This is a genomic window from Amycolatopsis thailandensis (assembly GCF_042723255.1).
Taxonomy (GTDB): domain Bacteria; phylum Actinomycetota; class Actinomycetes; order Mycobacteriales; family Pseudonocardiaceae; genus Amycolatopsis; species Amycolatopsis thailandensis.
Genome location: NZ_JBHXJK010000176.1, coordinates 1 through 14,006, shown reverse-complemented (window position 1 = coordinate 14,006; position 14,006 = coordinate 1). Strand labels below are relative to the sequence as shown.

Here is a 14,006-nt window from a genome sequence, read left to right as displayed (position 1 = left end):
GTGTGTACTGTGGCGTAACTCGTTTTTTTGGAGAGGTAATTGTTGTTACCCGTCTTCAAGCACGCGAGTTCCGCCTTCAAGCACGCGAGATCCGGGTCTGATCACGCGTACCCGGCGGAAGACGCGGGCTAGGGCTGCGGGGCCTTCGACGCCTGGAGCGTGCCGCCCGGCAACCGGTTCACTCCCCAGCTGCGTTCGATGTAGTCGATGATCCCGGTGACGTCCTCGGCGGGCACCTTCTCCGGCTCCCCGTGTTCGAGCGGGTCGGTGTGGAAGATGTAGAGCCGCGACGCGAACTGGTCGAACGGCAGCGAGGCCTCGCCGAACCGCTCCCCGTTGCCCGCGGTCGAAACCACGACGCCGTCGCCCCAGTCCTGTCCGCTGTCGTTGTTCGGGTTGTAGAAGTACACCCGGGTGACGTCCTGCGGGTCGGCGGCGACCCGCAGGATGGTGATCGCGTGCCAGCCGACGTAGCGGGCCGCGCTGTCGGTGACGGCGACACCGGCGGGCTGCGGGTGGATCAGCGGCTGCCCGCCGTTGTAGGCCGGGTGGTAGCTCACGTGGAACTGCCGCAGGAAGTTGTCGAGGTCGATCAGGTTCCCGGTCTCGACGTCGACGTTGATCCGGAACCCGCGCGCGGCCCACCAGCCGTGGAACTCGGGGTTGACCCAGCGGTGCGGATCGCCGGGCCTGCCGATGCAGCGGCGCCCCATTTCGGCGTAGATCCGGTCCAGATGCGGCACCACGAGCAACGAAACCGGGTCCAGATCGGTCTGCGGGGTGGTGGCGACCCCACCCGCGCTGTCGTTCGACGAGATCGGCTGGCCTTCGAAGTGCATGACGATCTCGTCGTCCCGTGCCGCCCAGACCACGATCTGCAGCAGGTAGTCGGGGTCGTTGTAGGCCCACATCGACAGCGCGCGGGCCGACTGACAGGTCGGGTTGTCCCCCTGACCCACACCCAGCGGCAGGCCCAGCATCGACAGCACGCCCGCGATCAGCCTCGCCTCGGGTCCCGGCTCGTCGCCGAACACCGCCGTCAGCCGCTCGCGCGCGCTCTCGGACAGTTCCAGTCCCAGCTGACGCCACAGCGCGGGCACCATCGGCGGCGCGTGGAGGATGCCGCGGTCGAGCAGCAGCGCCAGCCCGTAGATGCACTGGGCGGTCTGCGTGTGAACCGCCACCTCGATCAGCTTGTGGATCAGGTCACGGTGGCGCAGAAGGCAGTTGCGGCCGGTGTCGGACAGGCCGAGTGCCTCTCCGAGCAGGTAATCGCTCTTGTGCCGCAGGAATCGCAGCAGTTCGGCGTGATACGGCGAGACTAGCCCGGTGTCGTGCATGGCCCTGGCGAACCCGGTGGCCTCGTATTGCAGGCCACCGTCGTCCATCGCTTCCAGGCGGGACCGGAAGACCTCGGTGCCGGGGTCTTCCCTGCAGGCCTCCGTGGTGCCGAAGAGCGCGGTGATCAGCCTGTCGATGCCCTGCCCGGAGGCGTTGCCGAGATCGACCTCGGGATCGCCGCGGTAGACCGCGATCCGCGTGATCAGCGACTGCACCTGGTCGACCTGGATCGGACGCTGGCGCAGGATCCGCCAGATCTCCTCGACCAGTTTGTCCAGCACGCTCTCGTAGCCGATCTCGTCGGCCACGTGCCGGAACAGGTCCCTGATCAGCTGCGCCGTCCGGCCCTGCCGGGTGCGCTCCGCCTCGGTGGGCGGGGTGAACAGCAGTTCGAGGTTCAGCGCGAGCACCTGGGACAGGAACTCGCGGGCGTCCTCCGCGGACAGTGTCGGGTGATCGTAGTCACCGCGGGCGACGGCGAGGGTGCGCAGCTCGCTGCACGCCTCCATCACCACGGTGTCCGCGTCCCCGGCGTGGAGGCCGGGCCCGACCAGCGCCGGGATCAGGATCTCCGGGGTGGCCCAGTCCGTCCCCAGGAACAGGCCTGCCTCCTCCAGCACCCGCGCCCTGGCCTGGACCGCCGCGGCACCGCCCGGCTGCACCAGGACCCGCCGCAACGCTTCCAGTATCCGCCGCAGCTTGGTGTGCTTGCCGAAGTCTCGGGTTTCGGCCATCGCCCTGATGGCGTCGTCGAGCGAGGCCACGCGTTTGTCCAGCGTGGCGGACGCGCCATGAACATCGACGGTCGGTTTCAAAGGCATCCCTCGGGTCGGTCTCCTGCGCGCGGGGCTGCCCCTCAGACGTAGAAGTCTAGTTCTTCCTGTTGCTTCAGCAGGTCACGCATCTCGTAGGCGTCATCGCCGAAGAAGTACAGCAGACCCCAGTGTGTACCGAACGCGGTCCGTTTGGTGACCGTCTCCTCCAACGGCGCCGAAAGATCGTGTGACTCGTAGTAGTCGTGGTCCTCGGTTTCCGGCGGGATCCGCAGCTCGCTGACCACGCGGCGACGCGGGTAGACCCCGAAACAGCCCGCGACCCCGCTGGCGTCTTCGACCTCCTTCGGGAAGAACGCGTCGATCTCCTCCTCGGTCGTCTTCGGATCGAAGGCCAGCGCCAATCCCTGGTAGGCGTTGAACCCGTAGGCGCGCTCCAGCAGCTCGAACACCTTGAAACCCGGTGGCCGGTAGGCGACCTCGCCGAAGTACATCTCGCCGTCGTTGGTGACGAAGTACTCAGGGTGCACGAAGCCGAACTCGATGTCGAAGGTCTTGATCAGCTTTTCGATCTGCGCGGTGATCTGCGGCCGGTACCGCTCCAGCTCCGGAGTGGCGGGCACGAACACCGAGTAGCCCAGCGTGACGTACTCGGAGATGTTCAGGAACTTGATCTTTCCCTTGTGGATCCACGCTTCGACGGCGAACTCCCAGCCGTCGAGATGCGACTCCATCAGTACCGGGAACTCCTCCTCGGGGATCGCGTCGACGTCGTCGGGCGTGCGGACGACGCGGTGCCCGAGGCAGCCCGCCTTGTCGAAGGCCTTCAGATGGATCGGGTCGTTCGGGTCCCCGTCGAGTTTGAGCAGGGTTTGGTTGACACGCTTGAGAAAGCGGATCACATCGTCCCGGTCGTGAGCCTCTTCGAAGATCCCGACCCGGATCCCGCCGAGCTGCGCGCGGCGCTTCATCAGCGATTTGTCCCGCAGCAGCATGGCCTGGCCGAACAGGCGCGGATTGTCCAGCAGGACGGCGTTGATCGCCCCGGCCCACTCCACGGTTTCCTCGAACAGCGGGATCGCGACGTCGACGCCTTCCTGTTGCAGCGTCTCGGCGATCTCCAGCGAGCGGTCGTTGAGCCGCTCGAAATTCCATGGCAGATAAGGAATGTCGTGTTCCACGCAGTACTTCTCGGCCCAGTCCGGTGCGACGACGACGTACCGCCGATCGAACCGGTCCAGTGCCTCGACAGCGTTGAGGCTCCACCCGAGAAGAGCTACGTACCCTTTGTTCGGATCCTTCGTGGCCGCGTCGAGCCGCGTCATAGACCGTTCCTCCGTGTCGGTGTCGTCAGCTCCTCACCAGTTGAAGGGAAGCTGCTTTCAACGCTAAGCGACATCGGGGTGGCCCGCAGATCGCGCCGGACTCAGCGCCCCCGCAGCTCGAGCGCGACGGCACCGAGCACCAGTGCCCCACCAGCGAAGGCGCCGGCCCACAGCGGCTCGTCGAGCACTGTCGCGCCGATCGCGGCGCCGACGAGCGGTGTGATGTAGGCGTAGGTACTGACCAGCGGCGCCGGCGCGGTCTCCAGCAGCCGGGTGTAGAGCATGAACCCGAGAAGGGAATCGAAAACGAGCAGGAACACCGCCGCTCCGGCCGACGTCCAGCCGACGTCCGCCCACCGCGCCGGGTCGAGCTGGCCGAGCGACAGCGCGACCAGCACCAGCACCGTTCCACCGGCGAGCAACTGGACCGCACTGGCGACAACGCGATCCAGTGGACGGTCGACGTTCGCCGTCAGGAGACTCCCCGCCGCCCACAGGATCGGCGCCACACAGAACGCCGCGACCGCCCAGGGCGCGCCGCCGATGGCGCTTCCCGGCGCCGTCAGGACGACGATCACGATGCCGCCGAACCCCGCCACGAGGCGGATCCACGACGCGGCCGACGCCCGGGCCCCGGTGAACCCGCCGAGAAGCACCACCCACAGCGGAATGGCCGCGGCCAGGATCGCGCCGAGGCTGGCGGTCACCTCCGTCAGCGCCACGGTGGCGAGCCCTTGGCCGCCCACCAGCAACAACACCCCGGCGGCCATCAGGGTCCGGACCTGCTTGCGCGTGGGCCGCGGACGGCCACGTGCGACACCGGCGAGCACGAGTCCGGACAGCAGGAAGACCAGCGCCGCTCCGCCGATCGGCGGAATCGTTTCGACCATCAGCTTCATCGCCGGGATCGCCGAACCCCAGCACACGTAGAGCGCGAGCAGCAGGAGCACGGTGCGATCCGCGGGCACGACGCGCGCCTTACCCCCGCTGATCATCGTTCCTTCATACCGCCTCGCTCGCGGGGCGGAAACCCGATTAGCGAGTGCGCGCCACTCCGGCCAGCCCGCGCGAACGAGGGGCTTCGTCGACGAAATCCCCGTCGCCGGGCCGCCATTGGGGCAGCCACACCAGACCGGGGTCGACCAGCTCCAGGTCACCGAAGAACTCGGCGACCTGCTCGCGCGACCGCATGATCGCGGTGTGGTTGGTCCGGCGCCCGTACTCCGCGGCCACCTGCTTGCCCGCGTTCTGGGTCTCGACGTCCTCGGGCGCGACGTGGATGTGCGACACCGCCAAGAAGCTCCCGGGCGGCAGCATCGCGCGGTGGAACCCGAGCGTGGCGTGCGGGTTCTGCTCGTCGGGCATGAAATGCAGCAGGGCCACCAGCAGCAGTCCGATGGGCTGGGTCCGGTCGATCAGGCCGGTGTCCAGCACGCGTTCCCACAGCAGGCCCTGGTCGAAGAAGTCGGCGTCCAGCGCGGCGTGCCGGTTCGGGTCCGCGGTCTGTTCGAGCAGGATCTGCGCGTGCGCGCGGGCGATCGGCTCGTTGTCGATGTAGACGACCCGGGATTCGCCCGGGGCCACCTCGTCGGCCACTTCATGCACGTTGCCCTGCGTCGGCAGGCCGGAGCCGATGTCCACGAACTGCCGGATCCCCTGATCGACCATGAACCGCACCGCGCGCCCGAGGAACGCCCGGTTCGCCCTGGCGAAGTCGCGGATCTCCGGCAGCACGGCGAGCTGTTTCTCGGCGAACGCCTGGTCGACGGCGTAGTTGTGCGTCCCGCCGAGCAGGTAGTCGTACACCCGGCCCACCGAGACCTTGTCCACCGCCGCGCTCAAGCGCGCGGCCTCGTCCATGCTCATCTCGACCCCAAGATCTTCGCAGGCGGCAAATCAGGTATCCGTACATTACCGGTCCGCCAGTTGTTCGAGGCGCGCCATCTCGACGTCCAGGGAGGTCTGCGCGCGGCTCAGGGCCTCCGAGCTGTAGCGGCCGCTCGACCTGGCCCGCTGGAGACGCTCGGACTGCTCGGTGAGGACGCGCAACCTCAGCCGCAGGTACTGGAACACGCCTTCGGCTTGTTCGGGCGCCGGGCGCTTCGCCGATCCTTCGGCCGGGATTCGGGTGTCGGACCGCACCCGGTCCAGGACCCGCTCGCCGAACGGCCCGTTGCCCGGGTCTTCCAGTGCCGGGTCGTCCAGCAGGTTCCTGGCCGCGTCGGTCAGCTCGGTCATGAGCCGGACGTACTCGTGGCGCAATTTGGCCGGATCCTCCTCGGGGACGCGTGCCGCGCGGATGACCGCCGGGAGCGTCAGGCCCTGGACCAGCAGCGTCGTGGTCGCCACCACGTAGGCGATCAGGACGAGCAGGCCGCGGTCCGGCGTGTCCTGCGGAAGGGTCTGGGCCGCCGCCAGGGTGATCGCCCCGCGCATCCCGGCCCAGCCGAGCACCACGCCGCCACGCCAGCCCAGGGTCTCGGTGAGCCGGAATTCGACGTCGGCGGCGGCGCGGTCGAGCCGTTTCCGGAAGTACGCCGCGCGCCGCGGCGAGGCCTTGTCCAGCCGCTCGGTGACGGCGGGGTCGGATTCGTCGCCCCGCAGCACCGCCCGCGTCGTTTCCAGGCGCGGCTTGAATCGCGCGGCTTTGCGTTGTTCGCGGTACAGGCCCGCGACGAGCGGCCCGACGAAGACGATGCGCGCGAGGATGACGAGCACCGAAGCCGCCAGGCCGATGTAGAGCGCCTGCCAGGCGCTCGAACCGTCCTTGTGCACCTCGTCGACGAGGGTTTTGACGCTGAGCCCCATGAGCAGGAACATCCCGCTCTCCAGCAGGAACGCCACGGTGCGCCAGTTGACGGTCTCGGCGAGACGGTCCGTCGCGCGCAGATACCGCGGGGCGAGGTGACCGGTCACCAGGCCGGCGACGACGACGGAGAGGACACCGGAAGCCCCGGCCTCCTCCGCGGGCAGGTAGGCGATGAACGGGACCACGAAGGAGATGGCGGTGTTGAGCACCGCGTTGCCCAGCAACGCGCGCACCCGCACGTTGACGTAGCCGACCAGGATCCCGATCGCCACCGCCACCACGACCGCGAGGGCGAACTCCCCGACGATGCCCCAGACGGACACGGATCCGGCGACCGCGGCGACGGCGGATCGCAGCAGCACGAGCGCGGAGGCGTCGTTGACGAGTCCTTCTCCTTCGAGCACGGTCAGCAGCCGGGGCGGCAGGCCGAGCCGCCGTCCCACGGACGTCGCCGCGACGGCGTCGGTGGGGCTGATGACCGCCCCGAGCGCGAACGCGGCGGGCCAGCCGATGTCCGGCACCAGCCAGTGGAACAGCCAGCCCGCGCCCAGCGTCGACCCCACCACGAGCAGGACCGCGAGACCGGTGATCGGCCGGATGTTCCGCCGGAAGTCGACCATCGGCATGTTCACCGCCGCCGAGTACAGCAGCGGCGGCAGCACCCCGGCGAGGATCAGTTCGGGTTCGACCTCCGGATGCGGGACACCCGGCAGGAAACTCAGGCCGATGCCGACCAGTACGAGGCTCAGCGGCGCGGCCAGGTTGAGCCGCTCGGAGAACGCGGCCACGAACACGATGCTGATGACGCCGAGCACGACGACGAGGGTCAGGTCCACAGGTGACATGACAACACCGGATCGGCGAGTCGGCATCCTGAGGGGTACCCGGCGAGCCGGACAGTTGTCTCTTGTGGACAGTCGGAATCCGGCCGGCTCTGCCTGATAAGGCATCGCGACTTCGACCGTCCACATGAGACACCCTTTCGGCCGGAACGCCCGTTTTGGGCACTTCGCGAAGGGGTCGTGAGTGGTAAAGAGGGTTAGAACCCTCTTTACCACTCACGACCCCATGAAGAACAGCCCATACGGGCATGATTCGGACGCTCAATTGCCGCTAAGTGTCTTATGTGGACACTTGGGTCGCGGCCGGTCGCAGGTCAGCCCGAACCCTGCCCTCAAGGCAGCGAAGCCGCAGGCTCCGGAAGGCCGGGTGGCCAAACGATCTCGGCTATCGCGAGGGATCGTGCAGGTCACCCGGGACGGCGACGTCCGTTTCCGCGCCGACTCCGGGCGGGAGCTGGAGCGCCGGCTGCCGCGGTCGGGAAAACCCCTTTCTCACGCCTGGCGCGAGGAAGGGGGCCTTCCTGTATTCGCCACTGCGATTCCACAACATTCCCGCAAGAGGGCGGACCTAGCTTCCGGAAAGGTCTCGACCACTTACGGAGGACACATGATCGCGATACGCAGCAGGCGCGGCGCCGGTGCCGGGTACTGGTCAGAGCACTGGCGGGGGTGGCCCTGTCCGCACTGGTCGCGCTCTCGGCACCGGGCACGGCGCTGGCCGACGCTGAGCCGCTGGGCCCGGACGTCACCTTCAACAGCACCCCGGTGATCGACCCGTCGGGGCTGTTCATGCTCTCCCGCGGGCTGGACGGCTCCATCCTGTACAGCCCGGGAACGCCCAGCACCAACGGTTACGGCGACTTCCGCTCCTTCGGCCAGCAGATCATCGGCGACCCGACCGGTGTGACCGGGCCCGAAGGCGCGCAGATCTTCGCCCGGAACACCGCCAACCAGGCGATCACCAGCTTCGTCGTCTCGTACAACTTCCCGACCGATTTCCAGGTCATTCCCGGGCTCCGGATCTCCAGCGAGGTCACCGCGGTCAAGATCCCTCCGCGTGGCGCCAGGCCGCCGATGATCCGGATCTTCGCCCGCGACCTGGACACCGGCCGGATCTTCACCAACCTGCTCGTCGAGGGCTCGCCGCAGGGCTGGACCGACCTCGGACTCTTCGCCACCAGTGAACTTTCGGCGGCGGTCGTGAGCCCGGCGGGCTTCGACATCAGCATCCGGCTCGTGGTGCGCGGGGTGGTCAACCGGTTGTTCTCCACGGTCCTCGACAACACCACCGGGGCGATCTCCGGCTGGTCGCAGCTCGGTGACCTGTTCACGACCGGAAACCCGACATTGGTCAACGAGGGCGCCATGTTCACCTTCCGGGGCAACGAGGTGTTCACCCGGCAGAACGGCAGCAACGCCGTCTTCACCTGGAACTTCGACAACCCCGGCTGGGTCAACCTGGGCGGGGTCGCCACCAGCGACATCGCCGCCTCCGTCGCCAAGGACAACGGGCTCCAGCTCTACGTCCGGGGCACCAACCTCCGGATCTATCTGAACCGGCGGCCACCAGGGTCGACCCGGTTCGGCGGATACGTCGACCTCGGCGGCACGGCTTTCGGCAACCCCGCCGCCAGTGGTGGCACACCCACCCCCATCCGGACGGTGGCCGACCAGTTCATCGTGCGAGGCACCGACAACCGGATCTACAGCCGGATCCAGACCAACTTCGCCGGCGGCTTCACGAACTACTTCGCGTTCGGAGGACCACTGCACGGCTGACCTCACACGGTCGTGCAACGCGGACGGTCCGGGCACTCCCCTCGCCCGGGCCGTCTTCCGCTCAGCCCAGCTCGGCCAGCTCCTTCCGGATCGCGTCGGCGGTGGGCAAAGTGAGGTCGCGGTAGATGGCGGTGGCGCGGTCGTAATGCCGGTGCGCGGCGGGAAGGTCGCCCGCTTCGACGGCCACCCTGGCGAGGCCGTGGTGGGCGCGGGCCGCCTGTTCCCGCGCGCCGATCCGGACGGCCAGGTCCAGTGCCGTGGTGTGGTTCGCGCGAGCGGAGGCGGGATCGCCGACGGCGAGGCACGCTTCACCGAGTCCGTTGAGCGCCCAGGTTTCGCCGTCGCGGTCGCCACGCGCGACGAACAGGTCCAGGGCGCGGCGGTGGTGTTCGGCGGCGCGGTCGGGGTGACCGCTGAGAGTGTGGGTCCTGCCGAGGCCGTCGATGCTCCAGGCTTCGCTCTCGAGGTGGCCGAGGGTGCGGAACAGTTCCACGGCTTCGTTGTGCAGGGTGAGGGCGTCGCCGAGGTGGTCGCGGGTGAGGGCGACCTCGGCGAGCCCGAGTTTGGCCCACGCCTGCCCGAAGGGATGGCCCGCCTGCCGGTGCAGCGCCATCGCGTGATCCAGATTGGTCACCGCGGCGGCGTGGCCGATGCGTGCCTCGACGGTACCCAGCCTGGTCAGGACGTGGGCCTGCGCCACCAGGTCGGTGTCATGCCGGAACAGGGCCAGCGCCCGGGTGTAGTGGTCGATGGCAGGCCGGTAACGTCCGGCGCGTTCTTCGACCATGCCGACGCCTGCCACGGCCCGGCCCTGCGACGACAGGTCGCCGATCTCCTTGAACAGCGTGGCCGCCGCGCTCAGATGTGCCACGGCCGCGTCGGCCCGGCCCGCCTGGAGATGGACGCCGCCGAGCGAGTGGAGAGCGGTGGCCTCGCCCGCGCGGTCGCCGGTGGCGTGGGCGGCGGTGCGCGCGTGGCCGTGGATGGAGATGGCGACGGTTTCGTTGCGCCCGTCCAGATAGCGGAACAGCAACCGGGACAACGCCACCGAGCTCTCGGGACGGCCGTGGGTCGCCGCGTGCGCCGCCAGCGCCGAAATCGTGGCGAGTTCGGCGTCCAGCCAGTCCCGCGCGTCGTCGGCGCCGGGGAACCCGGGCACCGGGCTCGCCGCGGCGGCGACCGGTGGTCTGCGGTGGGCTTCGCCGGGATAGAGCCGGTCCATCGCCGCGGCGACGGCGGCGAGGTAGTAGGCGTAGACCCGGTCGAGCGCGGAACGCTCGTCGACGCTGCCCGCCTCCGTCGCGTAGGCCTTGAGCAGGTCGTGCATGAGGTACCGGTCGACACCGGCGGGCTGCACGAGGTGCGCGCGGGCGAGGGTGTTCAGCAGGGTTCGAGCGGTCGCGAGCGGTTGACCGGCGAGCGCGGCCAGCACATGGGCGTCGAAGGTCGGCGCGGGATGACGCCCCAGCGCGGCGAACGCGGCGACGGCTTGGTCGCTCAACTGCCGCAACGACCAGGAGAACACCGCCCGGATGGCGGCGCGCTGGTCGTCTCCGCCGCTCAGCACGTCGAGGGTCTGCTGGGCCGCGCGCAGTTCGGCGGCCAGCCGGGACAGCGGGACCGCGGGCCGGGACACGGCGAGTTCGGCCGCGAGGCGCAAGGTCAGCGGCAGCCGGACGCACCGCTCGGCGAGCACGGCGGCGGACTCGGGCTCGGCGTCCACGCGCGGTCCGACCAGCCGCCCGAGCAGGGTGACCGCGTCGGCGAGCGGAAGCTGGTCCACGGTGACGCGGTGCGCGCCGTGCAACGCCACGAGACCGGTGAGCGCGTCACGGCTGGTCACCACGACGGCGCAACCACCGGCGCCGGGCAACAGCATGCGGACCTGTTCGACGGAGACCGCGTTGTCCAGCACCACGAGCATCCGCCTGCCGTCGAGTTCGGTGCGGAACCGCGCGGCACGTTCGGTCACCCCGAGCGGAACCTCCGCGCCGCCCGGCATCAACGCCGTCAGGAACGCTCCGAGCGCGTCGCCGGGCGACACCGGCTCCTCCGGGGCGTATCCGCGCAGATCCAGGTACAACTGCCCGTCCGGGAACCGGTCGCGCACCCGATGCCCCCAATGCACGACCGTCGCCGTCTTGCCCGCCCCGGCCGTACCGGTCAGGCAGATGATCAGCGGCTCGTCCCCCACCCGATCCGCCAGCCGGTCCAGCTCGGTGATCTCGCCCGCCCGGCCGGTGAACTCGGTGACGGCGGCGGGCAATTGCGCGGGCGCCGTCTGCTCCCCCGGCGGCAGATCGTGGCGCAGCACGGCTTCGTGCACCGCGGCCAGTTCCGGCCCGGGATCGACGCCGAGCTCGTCGCGCAGCGCCCGGCGGATCCGTTCGTGCACGGCGAGGGAATCGGCCGTCCGGCCCACCGCGTACAGCGCGCGCATCAGCACCACCGCGGCGCCCTCGTGCAGTGGATGCTCCTCGACCAGCTCGGTCAGCCGGATGACCGTGGCGGCCGCCTGGCCCGCGCGGATCTCGGCCGCCGCCCAGGCCACCACGGCGGCCTCGTGTTCCTGGCTCAACGTGCGGCGGGTGCGCTCGGCCCACTCCCCGGACAGCCCCGCCAGCGGCTCGCCGCGCCACAGACCGAGTGCCTCGGTCAGGGCCGCGCGGTCGGCGGACTCGTCCCGCACCGCGTTCCGGAACCGGAACACGTCGACCTGATCGGGGCGGACGTCCAGCCGGTAGCCACCGGCGTCCCGCACGAGCCAAGCGCTTCCCGGGTCGGCCTGCTCCAGCACCCGCCGGATGCGCGTGATGTGCGCCTGCAAGGACCGGCGGACCTGTTTCGGTGGCGACTCGCCCCAGACCCGGGTCACCAGTGAGTCGTGCCCGACCGTCCGCCCGGCCTCGAGCAGCAGCACCGCCAGAATGTGCTGCTGGCGCGGCTCACCGACCGCGAACGTCCGCCCGCCCGTCCGTATCGTGATCGAACCCAGAACCTGGAAATCCACTCCTGACCCCTAGCTCTCCCAAGGAATCGTAAAGCCGGGAATCGTTCCGTCACAAATACTTTCAATCAAGCGCTCAGTCGGCCGGGAATGTCCAACAGACTCCGATCGTGGTGATACTCATACGGGCGACCCCGGGCGCCGCGAATTTCGCCGCACCAAGGCATTCCCGGAACGCCGTATTGGTGACGCGAAAAAATCCGGAGTACGGTCGATCGCAGGTGCACTTCTCTTCATCGCACCGGACTCGGATTCATCGGGCCGCGTATCGCGGCCGTCGGTTTTCCGATATTCGAAGAACACTGACTGGAGGGGCGGTTTTTTCGATGACTGATTCCGACTGGAGACCAGGTTTACGAAGACGGGATTTCCTTTCCGCGGTGGGGGTCGCCGGTGGTGCGGGCACTTTGCTGGCGACCATGGGAGCTTTGGGTCTCGCACCGGCCGCGCGGGCTGATTCACCGTTCCATCCGCCCCGGCGTTCGGATTTCTCCCTTTCCGGCCGCGGTACGGCGAAAGTGGTGATCCTCGGCGCCGGAATAGCGGGTTTGGCCAGTGCTTACGAGTTGGGCAAGGCGGGTTATGACTGCACTGTTCTGGAGGCGAGGGACAGAGTCGGCGGGCGGAATTTCACCGCCCGCGGAGGCACGGTGCAGACCGATGTGCGCGGCGACCGGCAGACGGCCCGCTTCAGTGACGACGTCTACATGAACACCGGCCCCGGCCGGATCGCGCAATGGATGGTCACCCTCGACTACTGCCGCGAACTGGGCGTCCCGATCGAGGTGTTCACCAACACCAACGCCAACGCGTTCATCTACAACGAAGCGGCAGGCATGCGGGAACCGGTCCGGTACCGGACGGCCAAGGCGGATGTGTACGGCTACGTCAGCGAACTGCTCGCCAAGGCCACCGACCGGCGCGCGCTGGACGGCGAACTCACCAAGGCGGACAAGGAACGGCTGCTGGATTTCCTGCGGGACTGGGGCGCGCTCGGCGGCAAGGCTGGAAACCGTCGCTACAGCGGTACCCCGCGTCGCGGTTACGCGGTCGCCCCGGGCGCCGGCGATCAGGCGGGTGTGCCGCTCGGCCCGGTCCCCTCGCTCGCCAAGACGTTCGCCGACGGAGCCGGCCGGTACTTCTCCTTCGAATTCGACTACGACCAGGCGATGCTGATGTTCCAGCCGGTCGGCGGCATGGACCGGATCCCGCTGGCCCTGGCCCGCGCGATCGGCGGAGACCGCATCCGGCTGGGCCACGTGGTCACCCGGATCACCGACGGGCCGGACGACGTCACCGTCGTCTACCGCGACTCGCGCGGCGAGCAGCGCCGGATCACCGCCGACTTCTGCATCGCGGCGCTCCCGCCGCACGTCCTGGCCAGGATCCCGCACAATCTCGGCGCGGACGTGCAGAACGCGCTGCGCGCGTGGCAGGTCGACACGGCCGCGAAGATCGGCCTCGAATACCGAAGCCGGTGGTGGGAGACCGACCACCGGATCTATGGCGGGATCACCGAAACCGACCTGGACATCGGGCACCTCTGGTACCCGTCGTACGGTTTCCACGGCTCACGCGGACTTCTGCTGAACTACTTCTACGACGAGGACGCCAGGAAGTACGGGGATCTCACCCCGGGCGAACGGGTGCGGCGGGCGGTGGCGCAAGGCGTCAAGATCCACGGCGAGAACCACCGCACCGAACTGACGAACTCGTTCTCGGTGGCCTGGCATCTCATTCCGCACATCGAAGGCGCTTGGGCCATTCCCCCGATCGGCACCCCGGCGTACCGGCTGCTCAACAAGCCCGCCGGCCGGCTGTACTTCTCCGGTGATTGGCTCAGCCATCTGACCGGCTGGCAAGCGGGTTCGTTCGAATCCGCGCGGCTGGTGGTCAGCCACCTGCACGAGCGCGTCCTGGCCCACTGACGCCCTGATCTTGGTGCCGCGGAAACCCCAGGCGGCGATGTTCCCAATGCCGCATTCGAGACGCTCAGCGACACAAATGCGACATTGGGAACGGGGACCGGAGAAGCCGACCCGGCGGATCACGAACGGCCCCCGTGCGCCCCGGTACCGTCCGGCGCCAGTGTTGCGAAAGCCACTTTCACAACACTGAAGGTTGCGTAAG

The 14,006-nt window shown here is 68.9% G+C and carries 8 protein-coding genes; 2 read left to right on the top strand and 6 right to left on the bottom strand.

The features are described from left to right. Window positions 1-128: 128 nt before the first annotated feature. The 5 genes from ACFWMR_RS38820 to ACFWMR_RS38800 all read right to left on the bottom strand — a co-directional run bounded on the left by ACFWMR_RS38820 (window position 129) and on the right by ACFWMR_RS38800 (window position 7,093). Window positions 129-2,162, bottom strand: a complete 2,034-nt coding sequence (locus ACFWMR_RS38820; protein ID WP_378382011.1) for a hypothetical protein — start codon at window positions 2,160-2,162, stop codon at window positions 129-131. A gap of 35 nt (window positions 2,163-2,197) precedes the next feature. Next, window positions 2,198-3,439 (bottom strand): ATP-grasp domain-containing protein, encoded by a 1,242-nt coding sequence (locus ACFWMR_RS38815; protein WP_093938423.1) that lies wholly within the window; start codon window positions 3,437-3,439, stop codon window positions 2,198-2,200. A gap of 101 nt (window positions 3,440-3,540) precedes the next feature. Next, complete coding sequence (locus ACFWMR_RS38810) at window positions 3,541-4,434, bottom strand: EamA family transporter (protein WP_378382010.1); 894 nt, start codon at window positions 4,432-4,434, stop codon at window positions 3,541-3,543. A gap of 40 nt (window positions 4,435-4,474) precedes the next feature. After that, the gene (locus ACFWMR_RS38805) at window positions 4,475-5,299 is read right to left on the bottom strand and encodes an SAM-dependent methyltransferase (RefSeq protein WP_378382012.1); all 825 of its coding nucleotides are present in this window, start codon (window positions 5,297-5,299) and stop codon (window positions 4,475-4,477) included. A gap of 51 nt (window positions 5,300-5,350) precedes the next feature. After that, entirely contained in the window at window positions 5,351-7,093 is a 1,743-nt protein-coding gene (locus ACFWMR_RS38800; protein WP_378382009.1) for a cation:proton antiporter, read from the bottom strand. 666 nt (window positions 7,094-7,759) lie between these two features. Between ACFWMR_RS38800 and ACFWMR_RS38795 the strand changes: the two genes are divergently transcribed. Beyond that, window positions 7,760-8,869, top strand: coding sequence for a hypothetical protein (locus tag ACFWMR_RS38795; RefSeq protein WP_378382008.1), 1,110 nt, complete (start codon window positions 7,760-7,762; stop codon window positions 8,867-8,869). 61 nt (window positions 8,870-8,930) lie between these two features. Here ACFWMR_RS38795 and ACFWMR_RS38790 read toward each other — a convergent pair whose 3' ends face one another. Next, the gene (locus ACFWMR_RS38790; RefSeq protein ID WP_378382007.1) at window positions 8,931-11,879 is read right to left on the bottom strand and encodes an AfsR/SARP family transcriptional regulator; all 2,949 of its coding nucleotides are present in this window, start codon (window positions 11,877-11,879) and stop codon (window positions 8,931-8,933) included. Window positions 11,880-12,202: 323 nt separating this feature from the next. Here ACFWMR_RS38790 and ACFWMR_RS38785 point away from each other — a divergent pair, with 323 nt between their 5' ends. Further along, entirely contained in the window at window positions 12,203-13,804 is a 1,602-nt protein-coding gene (locus tag ACFWMR_RS38785; RefSeq protein WP_378382006.1) for a flavin monoamine oxidase family protein, read from the top strand. Window positions 13,805-14,006 lie beyond the last annotated feature (202 nt).

Excerpts from the sequence above, each read along its gene's own strand:
- ACFWMR_RS38820 (WP_378382011.1), bottom strand. The coding sequence starts at position 2,162 with ATGCCTTTGAAACCGACCGTCGATGTTCATGGCGCGTCCGCCACGCTG.
- ACFWMR_RS38815 (WP_093938423.1), bottom strand. The coding sequence starts at position 3,439 with ATGACGCGGCTCGACGCGGCCACGAAGGATCCGAACAAAGGGTACGTA.
- ACFWMR_RS38810 (WP_378382010.1), bottom strand. The coding sequence starts at position 4,434 with ATGATCAGCGGGGGTAAGGCGCGCGTCGTGCCCGCGGATCGCACCGTG.
- ACFWMR_RS38805 (WP_378382012.1), bottom strand. The coding sequence starts at position 5,299 with ATGGACGAGGCCGCGCGCTTGAGCGCGGCGGTGGACAAGGTCTCGGTG.
- ACFWMR_RS38800 (WP_378382009.1), bottom strand. The coding sequence starts at position 7,093 with ATGTCACCTGTGGACCTGACCCTCGTCGTCGTGCTCGGCGTCATCAGC.
- ACFWMR_RS38785 (WP_378382006.1), top strand. The coding sequence starts at position 12,203 with ATGACTGATTCCGACTGGAGACCAGGTTTACGAAGACGGGATTTCCTT.